This is a genomic window from Segatella copri, from assembly GCF_024330485.1.
GTDB lineage: Bacteria > Bacteroidota > Bacteroidia > Bacteroidales > Bacteroidaceae > Prevotella > Prevotella copri_L.
This window is the reverse complement of sequence record NZ_JANDWX010000012.1, coordinates 51,700-68,579: the sequence shown is the minus strand read 5'-3', so window position 1 is coordinate 68,579 and position 16,880 is coordinate 51,700. Positions and strand designations below refer to the sequence as shown.

The 16,880-nt window shown below is 43.2% G+C and carries 15 protein-coding genes; 6 read left to right on the top strand and 9 right to left on the bottom strand.

Going from position 1 to position 16,880, the window contains the following annotated elements; translation table 11 throughout:
* Positions 1 to 71: 71 nt before the first annotated feature.
* The 3 genes from NNC77_RS08690 to NNC77_RS08680 all read right to left on the bottom strand — a co-directional run bounded on the left by NNC77_RS08690 (position 72) and on the right by NNC77_RS08680 (position 2,142).
* Positions 72 to 701, bottom strand: a complete 630-nt coding sequence (locus tag NNC77_RS08690; RefSeq protein WP_234564590.1) for a Maf-like protein — start codon at positions 699 to 701, stop codon at positions 72 to 74.
* Positions 702 to 794: 93 nt separating this feature from the next.
* Complete coding sequence (locus NNC77_RS08685) at positions 795 to 1,313, bottom strand: KdsC family phosphatase (protein ID WP_022121881.1); 519 nt, start codon at positions 1,311 to 1,313, stop codon at positions 795 to 797.
* Positions 1,314 to 1,371: 58 nt separating this feature from the next.
* Complete coding sequence (locus tag NNC77_RS08680; RefSeq protein ID WP_233338857.1) at positions 1,372 to 2,142, bottom strand: Rossmann-like and DUF2520 domain-containing protein; 771 nt, start codon at positions 2,140 to 2,142, stop codon at positions 1,372 to 1,374.
* 233 nt (positions 2,143 to 2,375) lie between these two features.
* On the opposite strand from NNC77_RS08680, the gene NNC77_RS08675 reads away from it, so the two are divergent.
* The gene (locus NNC77_RS08675) at positions 2,376 to 3,224 is read left to right on the top strand and encodes a GNAT family N-acetyltransferase (protein WP_254970393.1); all 849 of its coding nucleotides are present in this window, start codon (positions 2,376 to 2,378) and stop codon (positions 3,222 to 3,224) included.
* A gap of 113 nt (positions 3,225 to 3,337) precedes the next feature.
* Here NNC77_RS08675 and NNC77_RS08670 read toward each other — a convergent pair whose 3' ends face one another.
* Positions 3,338 to 3,955: a TetR/AcrR family transcriptional regulator gene (locus tag NNC77_RS08670; protein ID WP_234564592.1), complete on the bottom strand. Its 618-nt coding sequence runs from the start codon at positions 3,953 to 3,955 to the stop codon at positions 3,338 to 3,340.
* A gap of 159 nt (positions 3,956 to 4,114) precedes the next feature.
* On the opposite strand from NNC77_RS08670, the gene NNC77_RS08665 reads away from it, so the two are divergent.
* The 5 genes from NNC77_RS08665 to NNC77_RS08645 all read left to right on the top strand — a co-directional run bounded on the left by NNC77_RS08665 (position 4,115) and on the right by NNC77_RS08645 (position 12,161).
* Positions 4,115 to 6,403 (top strand): NADP-dependent malic enzyme, encoded by a 2,289-nt coding sequence (locus NNC77_RS08665; protein WP_117727682.1) that lies wholly within the window; start codon positions 4,115 to 4,117, stop codon positions 6,401 to 6,403.
* A 1,031-nt stretch (positions 6,404 to 7,434) separates the two neighbouring features.
* Positions 7,435 to 7,752 carry a 50S ribosomal protein L21 gene (gene rplU, locus NNC77_RS08660; RefSeq protein WP_006848683.1) on the top strand — a complete coding sequence of 106 codons (318 nt, stop codon included), beginning with the start codon at positions 7,435 to 7,437 and terminating at the stop codon, positions 7,750 to 7,752.
* A gap of 19 nt (positions 7,753 to 7,771) precedes the next feature.
* On the top strand, positions 7,772 to 8,062 hold the full coding sequence (gene rpmA, locus NNC77_RS08655; RefSeq protein WP_006848684.1) for a 50S ribosomal protein L27: 291 nt from the start codon (positions 7,772 to 7,774) through the stop codon (positions 8,060 to 8,062).
* A 254-nt stretch (positions 8,063 to 8,316) separates the two neighbouring features.
* Entirely contained in the window at positions 8,317 to 9,609 is a 1,293-nt protein-coding gene (serS, locus tag NNC77_RS08650; protein WP_006848685.1) for a serine--tRNA ligase, read from the top strand.
* A gap of 203 nt (positions 9,610 to 9,812) precedes the next feature.
* On the top strand, positions 9,813 to 12,161 hold the full coding sequence (locus NNC77_RS08645) for a bifunctional dihydroorotate dehydrogenase B NAD binding subunit/NADPH-dependent glutamate synthase (protein ID WP_200758068.1): 2,349 nt from the start codon (positions 9,813 to 9,815) through the stop codon (positions 12,159 to 12,161).
* 123 nt (positions 12,162 to 12,284) lie between these two features.
* On the opposite strand, the gene NNC77_RS08640 is transcribed toward NNC77_RS08645, so the two are convergent.
* The 5 genes from NNC77_RS08640 to mazG all read right to left on the bottom strand — a co-directional run bounded on the left by NNC77_RS08640 (position 12,285) and on the right by mazG (position 16,849).
* A complete protein-coding gene (locus NNC77_RS08640) occupies positions 12,285 to 13,643 on the bottom strand; it encodes a hypothetical protein (RefSeq protein ID WP_254970395.1) in 1,359 nt (452 codons plus the stop codon).
* Positions 13,636 to 14,229 carry an RNA polymerase sigma factor gene (locus NNC77_RS08635; RefSeq protein ID WP_254970397.1) on the bottom strand — a complete coding sequence of 198 codons (594 nt, stop codon included), beginning with the start codon at positions 14,227 to 14,229 and terminating at the stop codon, positions 13,636 to 13,638. The genes NNC77_RS08640 and NNC77_RS08635 overlap by 8 nt, the downstream gene beginning before the upstream one ends.
* A gap of 92 nt (positions 14,230 to 14,321) precedes the next feature.
* Positions 14,322 to 15,239 (bottom strand): ribonuclease Z, encoded by a 918-nt coding sequence (locus NNC77_RS08630; protein WP_254970399.1) that lies wholly within the window; start codon positions 15,237 to 15,239, stop codon positions 14,322 to 14,324.
* Between the two features lie 36 nt (positions 15,240 to 15,275).
* The gene (locus NNC77_RS08625) at positions 15,276 to 15,836 is read right to left on the bottom strand and encodes a hypothetical protein (RefSeq protein ID WP_022121891.1); all 561 of its coding nucleotides are present in this window, start codon (positions 15,834 to 15,836) and stop codon (positions 15,276 to 15,278) included.
* 56 nt (positions 15,837 to 15,892) lie between these two features.
* The gene (gene mazG / locus NNC77_RS08620) at positions 15,893 to 16,849 is read right to left on the bottom strand and encodes a nucleoside triphosphate pyrophosphohydrolase (RefSeq protein WP_254970401.1); all 957 of its coding nucleotides are present in this window, start codon (positions 16,847 to 16,849) and stop codon (positions 15,893 to 15,895) included.
* Positions 16,850 to 16,880: the final 31 nt, after the last annotated feature.

Genomic DNA, 16,880 nt, shown 5'->3' with positions numbered 1-16,880 from the left:
TTGTTAGTTACATAAAACGCACAAAGATACTCATTATCTACGACATAGAACAATATTTAATTTTAAAAAATCTAAATTCGCCTCAATTCCTCATAGATACGCTGAACCGGAAGCCCCATCACATTAAAATAACTCCCCTTCAACCCCGTACAACCTATGTAGCCAATCCATTCCTGAATACCATAGGCGCCAGCTTTGTCAAACGGCTGATAATGATTTATATAATAACTGATTTCATCATCAGAAAGCGGTTTGAACGTCACTTCTGTTGTTACTGAAAAGGAACGCTGCTTATGCTGGGTAGTAAGACAAACACCTGTAACTACATGATGCGTCTTTCCGCTCAACATCTTCAGCATTCGTCTGGCATCTTCAGCATCACGAGGCTTCCCGAGAATGACTCCCTTTCCTTCCTGGTCATTCTGTTCGCCAGCTGTTGGCGCAATCACAACCGTATCTGCTGTAAGAATCAAAGTTTCTGACTCGTCCAACTCTCCGACACTATTATTTCCGTTCAAAAGCGGACGGTAAGCCTCAGCCTTTTTCTTGCAGATGAATTCTGCAACCTGATAAGCATCGAGGTCAGCAGGATAACTTTCATCAATACCACTAATCACCTTCACCTCAAAAGGAATGTCCAAACCTGCCAGAAGTTCCTTGCGACGAGGCGAATTACTCGCCAAAATAATCTTATAATTCATCTATTTTAAACCTTATTACTTTGAACTTTATGATTAAAATTCAGTTGCAAACTTTCTACTATAAACTATCAGCTTTCAACTATTAACTAAATTCTACCAGCCAAACGCCTTAGCATCTGAAAGCCATAAACCCTTGGCTCTCAGTACCTGTTCTACGACATCACGTCCCACACCATCACCTCCGTTACAAGCCGAGATATAAGTAGAAATTTCTTTAATATCGGAGCATGCATCTGCTGGGCAACATGGACATCCGCAACGACGCATAATCTCATAATCAGGAATATCATCACCTACATATATTATTTCCTCATCTGTAATTGAATATTTCTGCTTGAACTCCTCATAAGTCTTTATCTTTACAGAACACCCCATGAAGATATCCTCTACACCAAGATTTTCATAGCGTACCTGTATGGCATGAGAATTACCGCCTGTCAGAATTACGATACGAACACCTTTCTTCTGAGCCAGCTGAATGGCATAGCCATCTTTGATATTAACAGTACGCAAAGGTTCGCCGGCACTGGAAAGCGTGATGGTCTGTCTTGACAGTACTCCATCAACATCAAAGATGATTGCTTTTATTTTATTTAAATCGTAATTAATCATAATTGTTTCTGTTTTTAGAACTTAAATTTCTAACTGCAAACTTAAACCGACAACCGTTTTATCTCTTGAAGTTGAATATGCTTTTGCTCATTATTTCATAAATCTGCTGTAGTTCTGGCTGTTTTTCAAGAAGTTGCATTTGTTTCTCCATTACGTTCCGATCATCACGAATAGCCGGTCCTGTCTGCACTTCAGCTGCCGAATGCGAAGAAGCCTTGTCCATAGTTTCCATAACCAGAGGACGGAGAACACTGCCAGGAATGTGATGCTTTTCGAGAATCTGCTGACCTATAGCTACGCAATGATTCGCAAAATTACAAGCAAAAACAGCTGACAGGTGCAGATACTTACGATTATCAGAATCCAATTCATAAACACTACGAGAAATCTGTTCTGCCAACCTCTTCAGGAAAGAAGTTTCGAAAGCACCACATCCCTCAATGAAAATAGGAATATTTTCGAATGCAACCTTTTTATCTTTCGTAAATGTCTGCATCGGATAAAATACGCCATAATGACGGGCATAATCTTTGAAAACATCCATCGGCATGGAACCAGCTGTATGAACAAACATCTTATCTTCTCTTCCTTTGCACAGTTCAGGAATAAGCATTTCAAGCGCATCATCCTTCACTGAAACGATGTACAAATCTGCATCACAGACCACCTTACTCATCTCATTGACAGGCTCACAATTCACCTTCTCAGCCAATAGAGAGGCCGACTCCCTAGTTCTACTGAAAACTTGCACAATCTGATGTTCTGATTGCGATATTTCGAGCGCAAGATTGGTAGCAAGATTACCTGCCCCAATAAACACTATTTTCATACGTAATTTTGTTTAAAGTTCTACTTTTTATGCAAAAATACTAAAAAATAACGATAGAGAAGCCCTTTTTCTTGCTTTTTTATGATAAATTTATTATTTTTGCCTTCGTGAGAAAATATGAAGTAGAAATATATGGTAAACTGGAAGAAATGCCGCATTTATTGGAAGGCGACTTTTTTCATAGCTTGGAGCTTTTTCAGATTCTTGAAAAAACACCCGGCATAACCCCTTTTATGGCTGTCGCCACACAGGAGAACAAGGTGGTAGGACAAATGCTCGTCATCCTCTATCACCGCAAATCTTTATTTCCACCTTATCTATATACGCACGCGCACGCGTATGGAGAGGGACTTTATGCACCCGATGCTGAACAGAATGCTATTTTCCCATTGTTACTCCGCAGCATAACTATCCACTTACACAAACGACTCTGCTTTTACATCGAGTTCTCCCGAATGAGCAAAAAGATGCTGGGTTACCGGGAATTCAGAAAATTGGGCTATGTACCTATTGCCTGGCAAGAGATACATAACTCCCTACACAGCAAACTTCCCCAAGAGCGACTCTCAGGCAAACAAATTGCTATGATTGAAAAAATGAAAAAAAAGGGAATAAGTTGTAGAGAGGCAACTTCACCCGAAGACATCCATCGTTATCACCAGTTGCTCAAAAATTATTATCGGCTGAAAATTCGCCGTTTTGTTCCTGACGAAACATTCTTTCAGAAACTGAGTACAAGTAGTAATGCCAGAAACGTCATCATCACCTATAAGGACAAAGTGATTGGCGGCTATACCTGCATCTACAACCAAGGCAATGCCTTTCTTTGGTTTTCTGCATTCAAGAGAAAGACTTACATCCATCTGCATCCGGACACAATGACCATCTGGCAAGCACTCTCTGATGCACAGGAGCAGGATGCCCAACACCTCCACTTTATGGACGCAGGACTTCCGCTTAAGAATAATCTCTACCGTGAATTCATTCTCGGTTTCGGAGGCAAACCTGTTACCAAGTTTCGCTGGTTCCGCTTCTATCCAAAAGTTATAAACCTGCTCCTCCACTGGCTATACAAGGATTAAGAAAAAGAGGTTCCGTGAGCCTATATAAAGCATCTCCGAAACCTCTTTCTCTTTTTTAAGCGTAATTACACATACGCTCAAAAAGTACATTTTGTATATTAAAGCCAACGCCTCTACTCTTTCAAAGCACGGTCAAGCTGCTCCAAGCCGCGCTCTGTACAGAATCCACGAATCAGGCACAAAATATAATTGTCGTATATCTCCTGCATCGAATGAACACGATAGAGCTGATGGTGCATGATTTCCTCCATCATCACATGTCCTATGTCCATAACAACATTGAAGTCTACATCCTTACGGAAAAGCCCCTCCTTGACACCAGCCTCAAAGAAACGCACACTCTCCTCCCGTTCATGAGCATGATTTTCCTGGAAGAATTTCACAACACGAGGCATCTTATGAACCTCCTCATAAAAAAGAACGCCCACCATCCCATTGCGCTCCATCTGCAATTTATAGACATAGCTGATAATATCTATCACATTCTTCGCTTGGGTCTTGGCGAAATTTTCTAACTTCGAACGATTTTCTTCTAGCTGACGCATCATACCAGCAAGCAACAATTCTTCTTTGTCACCGAAAATCTCGTACACAGTTCTCTTAGACACATGAAGTCCCTGTGAGATTTCATCCATCTTGACAGCTTTTACCCCACGCTTATAGAATTCAGGCATCGCATAAGAGATGATTCTGTCTTTCAGTTCTTGTCTATATTGATTGATTTCTATCATTTTACTTGTTTGAAGACTATTTTTGTGCAAAGATACAAAAAAAATCAAAAAACCATTCTTTTTTACTAAGTTTTTTTGTACCTTTGCACAAACTTTTAAATTTCGTGCGAAAAATCCACGAATATGAAAGAAAAATAAACTTTAAACCAATATATTGTTATGGTAAAAATTACAAAAGAGGCGGCTTTAAGTTATCACGAGACTGGCCGTCCTGGCAAGATTGAGGTTAAGCCAACAAAACCTTATCACACACAAACGGATCTGAGCCTTGCTTATTCTCCTGGCGTGGCATTCCCATGTCTTGAGATCCAGCAGAACCCAGACGATGCATACAAGTATACTGACAAGGGTAACCTGGTTGCTGTTATCAGTAATGGTACAGCAGTGCTCGGACTTGGCGATATCGGTGCCATGAGCGGAAAGCCTGTGATGGAAGGTAAGGGATTGCTTTTCAAGATTTACGGTGGTGTGGATGTCTTCGATATTGAAATCGATGAAAAAGACCCAGAAAAGTTCTGTGAAACCGTAGAGAAAATCGCTCCTACATTTGGTGGAATCAACTTGGAGGACATCAAGGCACCTCAATGTTTCTACATCGAGGAACGCCTGAAAAGAACTCTCGATATCCCTGTAATGCACGATGACCAGCATGGTACTGCTATCATCTCTGCAGCAGGCTTGAAGAACGCTCTTGAGGTAGCAGGAAAGAACATTGCCGATGTGAAGATTGTCGTAAATGGTGCTGGTGCAGCTGCTATCAGCTGTACAAAACTCTACGTAGCACTCGGTGCACAGGTAAAGAACATCGTTATGCTCGACTCTAAGGGTGTCATTACCAGCGACCGCGAAAATCTGACAGAGCAGAAAAAGCTCTTTGCAACAGACCGCCGCGATGTCCATACACTCGAAGAGGCTGTGAAAGGCGCCGATGTATTCGTAGGACTCAGCAAGGGTAACGTGCTCTCCAAGGATATGATTCGCTCTATGGCAGACAACCCTATCGTTTTCGCTCTTGCCAATCCAGTACCTGAGATCAGCTACGAGGACGCTATGGACAGCCGCCCTGACGTATTGATGTCAACTGGCCGTTCAGATTATCCTAACCAGATTAACAATGTAATCGGTTTCCCATACATCTTCCGTGGTGCACTCGATGTTCACGCCCGTGCTATCAACGAAGAAATGAAGATGGCTGCTGTTCATGCAATTGCCGATTTGGCTAAGCAGCCGGTTCCTGATGTAGTAAACGATGTTTACCACGTTAACGACCTTACATTCGGTCCTAAATACTTCATTCCGAAACCTGTAGATCCACGTTTGATTACAGAAGTTTCTGCTGCCGTAGCTAAGGCTGCAATGGAAAGTGGTGTGGCTCGCACCCCTATCACAGACTGGGAGAAGTACAAGCAGGATTTGCGCCAGCTGCTTGGTCAGGAGACCAAACTGACCCGCAAGCTCCACGATACAGCGCGCCTTCACCCACAGCGTGTAGTATTCGCTGAAGGTGGCAACCCAACTATGCTGAAGGCTGCAGTCCAGGCAAAGCAAGAGGGTATCTGCCAGCCAATCCTGTTAGGTAACCCAGACCGCTTGAACCGTGTTGCTAGCCGTTTGAAGCTTGACCTTTCAGATATTGAGATTGTAGATATGCGTGCCGATAACGAACAGGGCCGCCGTGCTAAGTTTGCCAAGCATCTGGCAGAGAAGCGTGCTCGCGAGGGCTACAGCTTCGAGGAAGCTTATGATAAAATGTACGAGCGCAACTACTTCGGTATGTCAATGGTAGAACAGGGTGATGCTGACGCATTCATCACTGGTCTTTACACAAAGTACAGCAATACTATTAAGGTGGCAAAAGATGTAATTGGAATCCGTGAGCCATATAAGACTTTCGGTACCATGCATATCCTTAACACCCAGAAGGGTATTTATTATATCGCAGATACGCTCATCAACCGCCACCCAGACGAAGATGTGCTGATTGATGTTGCCAAGCTGTCTGCAGGTACAGTGAAGTTCTTCAACGAAGAGCCGGTTATGGCCATGTTAAGCTACTCTAACTTCGGTACAGACAATATTGGCTCACCTGTTAAGGTAAAGAAAGCCGTTGCTGAGATGCAGAAGGAGTTCCCTGAACTCGCTATCGATGGTGAGATGCAGGTAAACTATGCACTCAACAAGGATCTGCGCGACGAGAAGTACCCATTCTCCCGCCTCAAGGGCAAAGACGTCAACACTTTGGTGTTCCCTAACTTGAGTAGCGCCAATGGTGCATACAAACTTCTCCAGGGGTTGAATCCTGAAGCAGAGATTATCGGCCCTATCCAGATGGGATTGAATAAGCCTATCCACTTCACTGACTCAGAAAGTAGTGTACAGGATATCGTAAACATCACAGCAGTAGCTGTCATTGATGCTTACGTAGAGAAAATCAAGAAGCAGAAGTAATCACTTCTTTTTCCTGATTCGAACAAACAGAATAAGATAATAGTATTTTCCATAAACAGGTTGGCGCTTCTACGCCAACCTGTTTTTATTTTTCTCTACTTCACTACTCGTCTCGGAAGTTCGTCTCTTTATACTTTTGAAGATATCCAAACAAAAACAAAAAGACAACAGAATTGCAATCGATTACACAGTCTTTATTATTAAAATAAGTTAATTTATGCCCTTGTGCGCCCACACAATTAAATTACGACAAAAATAATCAAATAAATATTTGGTGATTTGAAAAAAATCGTGTATCTTTGCAGCCAGTTATCCTGAAAACAATCTTTTTACCTTAATGGAAACTAATACCTATTGAAGATTTGGAGCGGTAGCCTGTGAAGGTCATCGCTTTTTTCTTTTTATACACCTCCTCCATCAAATAGCATATAGCATATATTGTTCCCAAGAAGAAAGAATACAATTAAAAGGTAATATCACTTGAGTCGGAAGACTTGCTGACTGCAGTCAGCAGACCTGCCGACTATAGTGAGCAGACCTGCTGACTAGGCTCAGCAGAGCTGCTGACACTAGTCATAACTTTAGCGAAGGTATCTTCTTGAACCAGAGAAGTCGTATCCTTAAACCTAAGGAGACATCTCCTTGAACCAGAGAAGACATATCATTGAGCCAAAGGAGCCATATCATTGAACCTAAGGAAGTATATCATTGAACCAGAGGAGACATATCATTGAACCTAAGGAAGTATATTATTGAACCCAATAAAGAACATTATACTATTCACGAGTCCCTTATCTGGTAGCAAATAATCGGTATTCTTATAAAAAACAGGCTTTTCTGTTAAATCTTTCTAAAAAGCAATCTTTATTTCCCCAACATTTTGTTCATATCAAAGATAATTTGTAATTTTGCACCCCGAATGCTCATGGATTGGGCAAATGTTACAGAAAAGTTTAGTTCGAAGGGGCTCAAAGAAGATCCGGCACAATGCAGGACGCCTCCCGAAGAAACCCGTTTATATAATTAATTTAATGTACGCAATTGTAGAAATTAACGGTCAGCAGTTCAAGGCTGAGGAGGGCAAGAAGCTCTTCGTACATCACATCAAGGATGTTGAGGCAGGTCAGACTGTTGAGTTCGACAAGGTTTTGCTCGTTGACAAAGACGGCTCAATCACTGTCGGTGCACCAGCTGTAGAGGGTGCAAAAGTAGTAGTAGAAGTAGTGAACCCACTCGTAAAGGGTGACAAGGTAATCGTCTTCAAGATGAAGCGCCGCAAGGACTATCGCAAGAAGAACGGTCATCGTGCTCAGTTCACTGAAGTATCAATCAAATCTGTAATCGCTTAAAATTAGGAGGAATTAGAAAATGGCACATAAGAAAGGTGTTGGTAGTTCTAAGAACGGCCGTGAATCAGCTTCACAAAGATTAGGCGTTAAGATCTGGGGTGGTCAGAGCATCATCGCAGGTAACATCATCGTTCGCCAGCGTGGTAACAAGCACTTCCCAGGTGAGAATGTAGCTCAGGGTAAGGATGATACATTGTATGCTTTGGCAGATGGTATCGTTTACTTCCACAAGGGTCGCAAGGACAAGAGTACAGTTTCTGTTCTCTCTCCAGAGGTTTACGCTGAGAAGACCAAAAAAGCTGACGCTTAATTTTTAAAGTTTTAGAAAAAACTATTCCAAACAAACAACATAGAAGCCTGCTCATACCTAGAGCAGGCTTTCTTCGTTTATATAAGTTTTTAGGCACGGATTACACCCCCTCTAAGCTCCTTAACCCTGTAAAACCACAAAAAAACTTTAATTCTACCCTTCCCTGTAAAAAAGTCAGCAATTTTTTACGCTATCACAAATATTTTTTGTACTTTTGCCTACAAATAGTAAATTATTTAATTAAAAGACATTTTATGCTTACACTTAAACTTATCAGTGAGGAAACTGAACGTGTAGTTAAGGGTCTCGAAAAAAAGCATTTTCCAAATGCTCGTGAGGCCGTAGAGAAAGTTTTGGAGTACGACAAGATTCGTCGTGAAGCTCAGCAGAAGTTGGATAACAACAAGCAGCAGGCTAACCAGTTTGCTAAGCAGATTGGTGCCCTTATGAAGGAAGGTAAGAAAGAGGAAGCTGAGAGCGCAAAGGCTCAGGTAGCTATGCTCAAGGCTGACGCTAAGGCTCTTGAAGAGATCATGGAGAAAGCACAGAACGATATGACCAACCAGTTGCTCGAAATTCCTAACATCCCTTGCGAGCAGGTTCCTGAAGGTAAGGACGCAGCCGACAACGTTGTTGTGAAAGAAGGCGGCGAAAAGCCAAACCTCGGCGAGGATGCTCTCTGCCATTGGGATCTCTTGAAGAAGTATAATCTTGTAGACTTCGACCTCGGCGTTAAGATTACTGGCGCAGGTTTCCCTGTATATATCGGCAAGATGGCTCGTTTCCAGCGTGCGCTTGAGGCATTCTTCCTCGATGAGGCTCGCAAGAGCGGATATCTGGAGATTCAGCCTCCTTACGTAGTAAACGAGGACTCTGGTCGTGGTACCGGTCAGTTGCCAGACAAGGAAGGTCAGATGTATCATGCTAATTTGGATAATCTCTTCCTTATCCCTACTGCTGAGGTTCCTGTAACCAACATCTTCCGCGATGTTATTCTCGATGAGAAAGATCTCCCTATCAAGCGTTGTGCTTACTCAGCTTGTTTCCGTCGTGAAGCAGGTAGCTATGGTAAGGACGTTCGCGGTTTGAACCGCCTGCACCAGTTCGACAAGGTAGAGATTGTTCGCATCGATAAGCCAGGTCACTCTTACGAGAGTTTGAACGAGATGCTCGACCATGTTGAAGGTCTTTTGAAGAAGTTGGAATTGCCATATCATATTCTCCGTCTCTGCGGTGGTGATATGAGCTTCACCTCTTCTATCTGCTACGACTTCGAGACATGGAGTGCTGCACAGGGTCGCTGGTTGGAAGTTTCATCAGTATCTAACTTCGAGAGCTACCAGGCTAACCGTCTCCACTGCCGCTATCGCCATACAGATGACAAGAAGATTGAACTTTGCCACACATTGAATGGTTCAGCTCTTGCCTTGCCACGTATCGTAGCAACCATCTTGGAGAACAATCAGACCCCAGAAGGAATCCGCGTACCTAAGGTATTGGTTCCATACTGCGGTTTCGAGATGCTTGATGACAAAAATTTCGATTAATTTGAAGTATCGGTAAGACTTTCAGTTTTTCTCGATTATACAAAACATTCGAAAAACAAAAATAACATATATTGTACGAGGATAACTTCGACTGCCACAAAGGTAGCCGATGTTATCCTTTTGCATTTTTATGTACCATGAAGCAAACTCTAAACAGCTAACCAGAAATATTAATATATCAGCATTAAGAAATTTAATAGCCCATGAACAAGATTATCAAGAAAGTACAATACTCAGAGAAAGTATTCCGCTTCGATGTAGAAGCACCACTTATAGCCAAGAGCCGAAAGGCAGGTAACTTTGTTATCATCCGTGTAGACAACAACAGCGAGCGCATGCCGCTGACCATCGCTGATGCTGACATTGAGAAAGGAACTATCACACTGGTTGTGCAGAAGGTAGGTCTTTCATCTACCAAACTCTGTGCATTGAATGAAGGCGATGAGATTCACGACGTGGTGGGACCACTTGGAAATCCTACACATATCGAGAACTTCGGAACTGTCATTTGTGCCGGAGGTGGTGTAGGCGTAGCTCCTATGCTCCCTATCATCAAGGCACTGAAAGCCGCAGGAAACAGAGTCCTTTCCGTAATTGCGGGTAGGAACAAAGACCTCGTGATTATGGAAGATGAAGTACGTGCATCTAGCGATGAGCTCATCATCATGACCGATGACGGAAGTTACGGCGAGAAGGGTGTTGTAACCGTAGGAATCGAGAAGTTTATCAATCAGGAACATATCGATAAGGTTTTCGCCATCGGTCCTCCTATCATGATGAAGTTCTGCTGTCTCCTGACCCAGAAATATAATCTTTCCACAGACGTTTCGCTCAATACCATCATGGTGGATGGAACCGGTATGTGCGGTGCCTGCCGCTTAACCATCGGTGGAAAGACCAAGTTTGTCTGCATCGACGGTCCTGAGTTTGACGGCGCCCAGGTAGACTGGGACGAGATGTTCAAGCGCATGGGCACTTTCAAGGATGTTGAACGCAAAGAGATGGAACACTTCGAAGAGCACCTTGCAACTGTAGACGCAGGAAAGAAGAAAGAAACTACGGATGTAATCATGGACGTAGAACCTACAGATGCGAGCATCGAAGAGTTGACCGACCGTAACGCTGAGTGGCGCAAGGAGTTACGCGCTTCGATGAAAGCAAAAGAACGTACAGCTATAGAGCGCGTAAAGATGCCAGAACTTGACCCTCTTTATCGTGCCACAACCCGTACGGAAGAGGTAAATATCGGTTTAACCAAGGAAATGGCTTTGACCGAAGCCAAGCGCTGTCTCGACTGTCCTAAGCCTACCTGTATGGAAGGTTGTCCGGTAAGTATCAACATTCCTTCCTTCATCAAGAATATTGAGCGAGGCCAGTTCCTTGCCGCAGCCAAGGTTTTAAAGAACACCTCTGCCCTACCAGCCGTTTGCGGACGAGTTTGTCCACAGGAAAAGCAATGTGAAAGCAAGTGTGTACATCTCAAGATGAACGAGCCTGCTGTAGCTATCGGCTACCTGGAGCGTTTTGCTGCCGATTACGAACGCCAGAGTGGAAACATCTCTGTACCAAAGTGCGATGAACCTAATGGCATCAAGATAGCCGTAGTTGGTTCAGGACCTTCCGGATTGAGTTTTGCAGGCGATATGGCAAAGAAGGGATTCGACGTTACCGTCTTTGAAGCATTACACGAGATTGGCGGTGTATTGAAATATGGTATTCCTGAATTCCGTTTGCCTAATGCTATCGTAGATGTAGAGATTGAGAATCTTCAGAAGATGGGCGTAAAGTTTATTACAGACTGCATCGTAGGCAAGACCATTTCCGTAAAAGATCTGGAAGAACAAGGATTCAAGGGAATCTTCGTTGGTTCAGGTGCGGGTCTGCCAAACTTCATGAATATTCCTGGAGAGAATGCCTTGAACATCATGTCTTCTAACGAATATCTTACCCGTGTAAACCTGATGGATGCAGCCAATCCTCATAGCGACACCCCTATCAACTTGGGTAAGAAGGTGGTTGTTGTAGGCGGCGGAAATACAGCTATGGACAGTTGCCGTACTGCAAAACGACTCGGAGCAGACGTAACCTTGGTATATCGCCGTTCGGAGGCTGAAATGCCTGCCCGACTCGAAGAGGTGAAGCATGCCAAGGAAGAAGGAATCAACTTCTTTACATTGCACAATCCTAAAGAATATGAGGCAGACGATAAGGGCGCAGTAAAGGCTGTAGTTCTCGATGTGATGAAGCTTGGCGAACCTGATGCCAGCGGCCGTCGTCGTCCAGAAGCTACAGGCGAGACCATCACGCTGGAGTGCGACCAGGTAATTGTTGCCGTAGGAGTAAGTCCTAATCCACTCGTTCCACAGAGTATCGAAGGACTGGAACTCGGCCGGAAGAACACCATTGCCGTAAACGACCAGATGCAGAGTTCCATCGAAGAAATCTACGCTGGCGGCGATATCGTACGAGGAGGAGCCACAGTAATTCTTGCCATGGGAGACGGCAGAAAGGCCGCTCTCAATATGAGCGAAAAATTATTGAATAAGAAATAAGAAAATGGGAAACAATAAAGGGCAGCCATGCATCACGCAGACTGCCCTTTCCTTTTCTCGTATGTAATGTTATAAAATGAAATGTAGTTCGTACATATATTTATTAATAATTGGACTCAAACACTATTTCAGATTAATACGAAGTCCGAACTGGAGATTAAAATTCCACTTCTTATCTTTAAACGTATTTTCTATTTCGCTGCCATTATCAAAATAATATTTTGCACCTGGCTCAATATAGAAGCCCACTTGTGGTGTAACATCATACTGTGCACCAAGCGAAGCCTTACCCGAGAACTGAACGCCATCACGTTTCACGTCCTCTTTATGACCAGAAACCTTTGTATCATTCTTTACGTTGAAATCGGCTTCTCCACCCGCCATTACGTACGCATGAAAGCCTCCCGTGCTCCAAACCTCATAGTTTAAACCAAGTGGAACACCCACATAATGCAAAACCTGATGTGTATCAAATTCTGAAACACCATAAGATTTGAAATCAGAAGCAACACGCGTATATACGACACCGGTACTCAAAGACAAACGAGGCGCAAGTCCGATACCAACCTGAGCACCTATAGCCAAAGGAGCATGATGTTTCGCTTCAACATATTTCGGTATTGCATATCTTAAAGGAGAAGCAGCAGCCAGGAAAACACCATGATCAGCTAAGCCGCCACCAGCAAGAGGATCTGAAGACGCATACATGCCGTTTGACATTCCATCACTGCCAGAGCCCAGACTTACATTCTCTGCATACAGGTTCATGGTCCAGTTCTGTTCATACTTGTCCTTATAACTGCGTTCAAAATGACCATCCTGCACCCTGCCAGCATAAAGCTTCTGCCCACCATCTGCTTCCAACGGCTTGGTTGCATGATTAGAAGATACGGCCATCTGTCTTTCAGAATCCTCATTTTGCTTTTGCAAAACAGATAATTCCCGACCATTTACCTCTGCATTAACAGACTGTTCTGGCATTTCTACCTCTGCTGCAAGCATTACTTCATGATCATCAGCAACAGTCCGCTCCTGGAAAGAGACAGAAAATTTACTATGGTTCAATTGACGCCCCGATAAATGACGATTCACCTGATGTGCAGATGCATTGTTTTCAGCAAGCAAGATAGCATTTTTACTTCCTGCCGATTGTGCTTCTGCACGGACAGCAGAAGAAGTCCTGCTTGAACCTGATGCTGTAGAGAAAGAACTCTGAACAGCTAAGTTAGTCTGTCCCGGTTCATCATCATGCAGATAAACATAACTGCCTCCTACTCCCAATAAAGCAATAGCTGCAGCTACTGACCATCTTTTCAAGACAACATAACGAGCCCGTGGGGTCTTTTTTACATCAGTTTCCTCATCACCAACCTTTTTAGACTGAGCAAGCGATTGTTCTATCTCAGCCCACATGTCGTGGCTGACAGGCTCTTGGTAGTCTGCCAACTGATCTCGAAGTTTATTTGTCCAATCGTTACTCATTACTTTTCTCGTTTATATGATTCAACTCTTTATTATCACTACAATCTGCCTGGCTCAGATAATCTTTCACCTTTTTGCCCAACAGCTTTTTCGCCCGCAAATATTGTGAAGCAGAACTGCTTTCTTTAATGCCTAACAGCTGTGCAATTTCTTTATGGCTTTTCTGTTCAAAAACAAACATGTTAAGAACCAGTCTGTACCCATCAGGCAATTCTCCTATCATTCTTGTCAGTTCTGCAGGCGGAACTCTTTCTACTTCAGGCTCTTCATCCTCAATATCATCGGGAACTTCGTCCACGATAGTGAAGCGTTTTTGCTGCCTTACAAAGTTGACAGCTTCATTTGTCACTATCCGCAAGAGCCAAGCCTGAAGAGCTCCCTCACCCCGATATTCAAACTTTGAAATGCCGGAAAAGACTTTTATAAAACTATCTTGCACTACATCTTCAGCATCATCGCGCATAGGGACATACCTCAGCGCTACGGCCATGGCATACCCCACATAGCGTTCGTACAATCTGTGCATGGCTGCCCGACTGCCGCTATTGATGTCGTCTAAGAGATTCTTTTCCGATTCCAATTTCAAATCCTTTTTAAAGATTAAACGATATAAAGAGAAAACCTTGCATCAAAAATGAACTTTTTTTTTGATGCAAGGCATTTTTTTATATTTCTATATTATTCTATAGAGAACACTTTACCTTCCTGAGTAAGATAACTTTCCGCAAACACCTCTTTAGCTTCATTCAACAATACCTCTTCATTATTATATCTTGCACTATAATGTCCCAGAAGAAGTTTGCCTACACCCGCATTTCTGGCTATAGTTGCAGCCTGTCGGGCCGTACTGTGATAATAGAGTTTAGCCCTGTCCTCATTCTCCGAAGTATAGGTGCTCTCATGATAAAGCACCGTAACCCCCTTTACCTTTTCTGCCAACCCCGGAACAAACCGGGTATCACTGCAATAAGCATAACTGCGGGGAGTAGCGGCAGGCATTACCAATCTGGCATTAGGTATTACATCCCCCTCCTTCGTTGTCCAGTCAGCTCCATTCTTGATGTTATTAATCTGGCTTACAGGAATCTCGTAATAATCTATCATATCACGACGGATATGAGGCAATGTCGGTTTCTCTCTGAAGATGTACCCACAACAAGGCACACGATGCTGCAGAGGAACGGTTTCTACGGTTACAGAATGATCTTCATATACTACTTGCGACTTTTCGGTATCTACAGGAACAAATTCGATTTCATATTCCATTCCCTGCATGAAGAAATCAATCTGACGCTTAAATAAATCTCCGTAACTTTCTGGCGCATACACCTTTAACTTAGCCGTTCTGCCCAGCATACCTAAGGTAGAAAGAAGTCCCAGTAAGCCAAAGCAATGGTCACCATGAAGATGCGAAATAAAGATAGCATTTATCTTAGCAAAGTGAACATGAGTGCGACGGAACTGCATCTGGGCACCCTCTCCACAATCCATCATAAAGCATTTGCCACGCATCTCAATAATCTGAGCCGAGGCACTATGCTGAAGGGTGGGCAAAGCACTGCCACACCCCAATATATGTACTTTAAATGGTTCCAAAACTAAATCATAAATTACAGGTTCAACATGATGACCTTACTCTTGGCGCTTGAAAACAAAGATACCCTGAGTATTCTCCAACATAAGACTGTCAGAACCCAATTTGTCAATAGCGAAAGTATCCTTATTCAGCAAAAGTTTACCATTGAGTATCTTCCAGCTAGTCCAAGGATTAGTTTCAGCCTTCACATTGTTCTTCACCTCTCCACCTTCCAAGATATCAAAATTCTTATCCAGAGAAGTCCATTTACCCAAGAGGGATGTCAGATTGATAATCTTCTGGGCCATCATCTCTCCATCCTCTGCCTTATAACCGATAAGAGCAATACGGTCGCCAGCCAGCAATCCTCCCTGAACAACATCAGGATTCTCATCGTCAATAAACACCGAAAGGGTGTCACCATCATCAGAAATCAGCTCCAGGCTATGCATAGAGGTTCCCTCACCGCATACACCATAAATGGTAGAATCGTTCATTGCATCCTCTACCTCTACCGAATCTGCTGCACTGATAACAGGAACATTATTTTTGTTCTTACAACTGTTGGCTGCGAAAAGCGCCACCAAAGCTATTGTTACATAAACTAATTTCTTCATAACACTTTAGTTTTTATTATTATATTGATGAGTCGATAAGATTATCAGATTCACCGTTATTTATCATCCTTTTTCTCCTGAAGTTTTGCTTCATTCCATAGTTTATCCATTTCTTCTAAGCTCATATCTTTCAAGTTTTTACCTTGCTTTAAGCTATGATCTTCTACGTAGCTGAAACGGCGGATAAACTTCTGGTTGGTTTTCTCAAGCGCATTATCCGGATTGAGTTTATAGAGACGTGCTGCATTGATTACAGAGAAGATGAAATCGCCCAATTCCCGGGTAGAATTCTCTTTGTCGCCTTTAGCCAGTTCCACCTTGAGTTCTTCCAGTTCCTCCTGTACCTTTTCCCACACATCTTCTTTTTCTTTCCAGTCGAAGCCTACATTTCTAGCCTTGTCCTGAATGCGATAAGCCTTGATAAGAGACGGAAGAGAATTTGGGACACCGCTCAACACCCGCTCATTACCATCCTTCTCCTGCTGCTTGATCTGTTCCCAGGTTTTCTCAACAGAAGTAGCAGTTTTCGGCTTGCTGGCGCCAAGAGCCAAGGTTTCTTCCGAACTGGCAGTTCCAGCCTTCCCGGTTTCTGCTTCTTCAGACTCTCTATATACCACCTGTCCCTCATCGTTGATATACATATCAGGATTCGAAACCGTCCAATTTCCTTCCTCCTTCCAGTTGATGAAAGGATGGCGGAACATCAATTTATCTGCCTCCTGATTGCAAACATCGCAAATATCGAACTCGCCGTCTTCTCTGCCGATGATGCTATAGAACATCACGTGCTCCAACACATCGCCCAACTCCTTCTTGATATCCTTGTAATCGCGCTTCATCAAGGCGTCACAAAGCTCGAAAGTCTCCTCGATCGTATTCGGACGAAGACTCTCGAATGTCTGCTTTTTATCCCATGGACACTGCAGGCGCAAACGGTCCTGCACATCCAGCAAGCGGCTGAACGCCGCCAGTTTTTCTTCTTTCGTATGTCCTTTTCCTGTATTACTAACCATCGTTTTGTGCAAAAATTAATAATTTTGATGC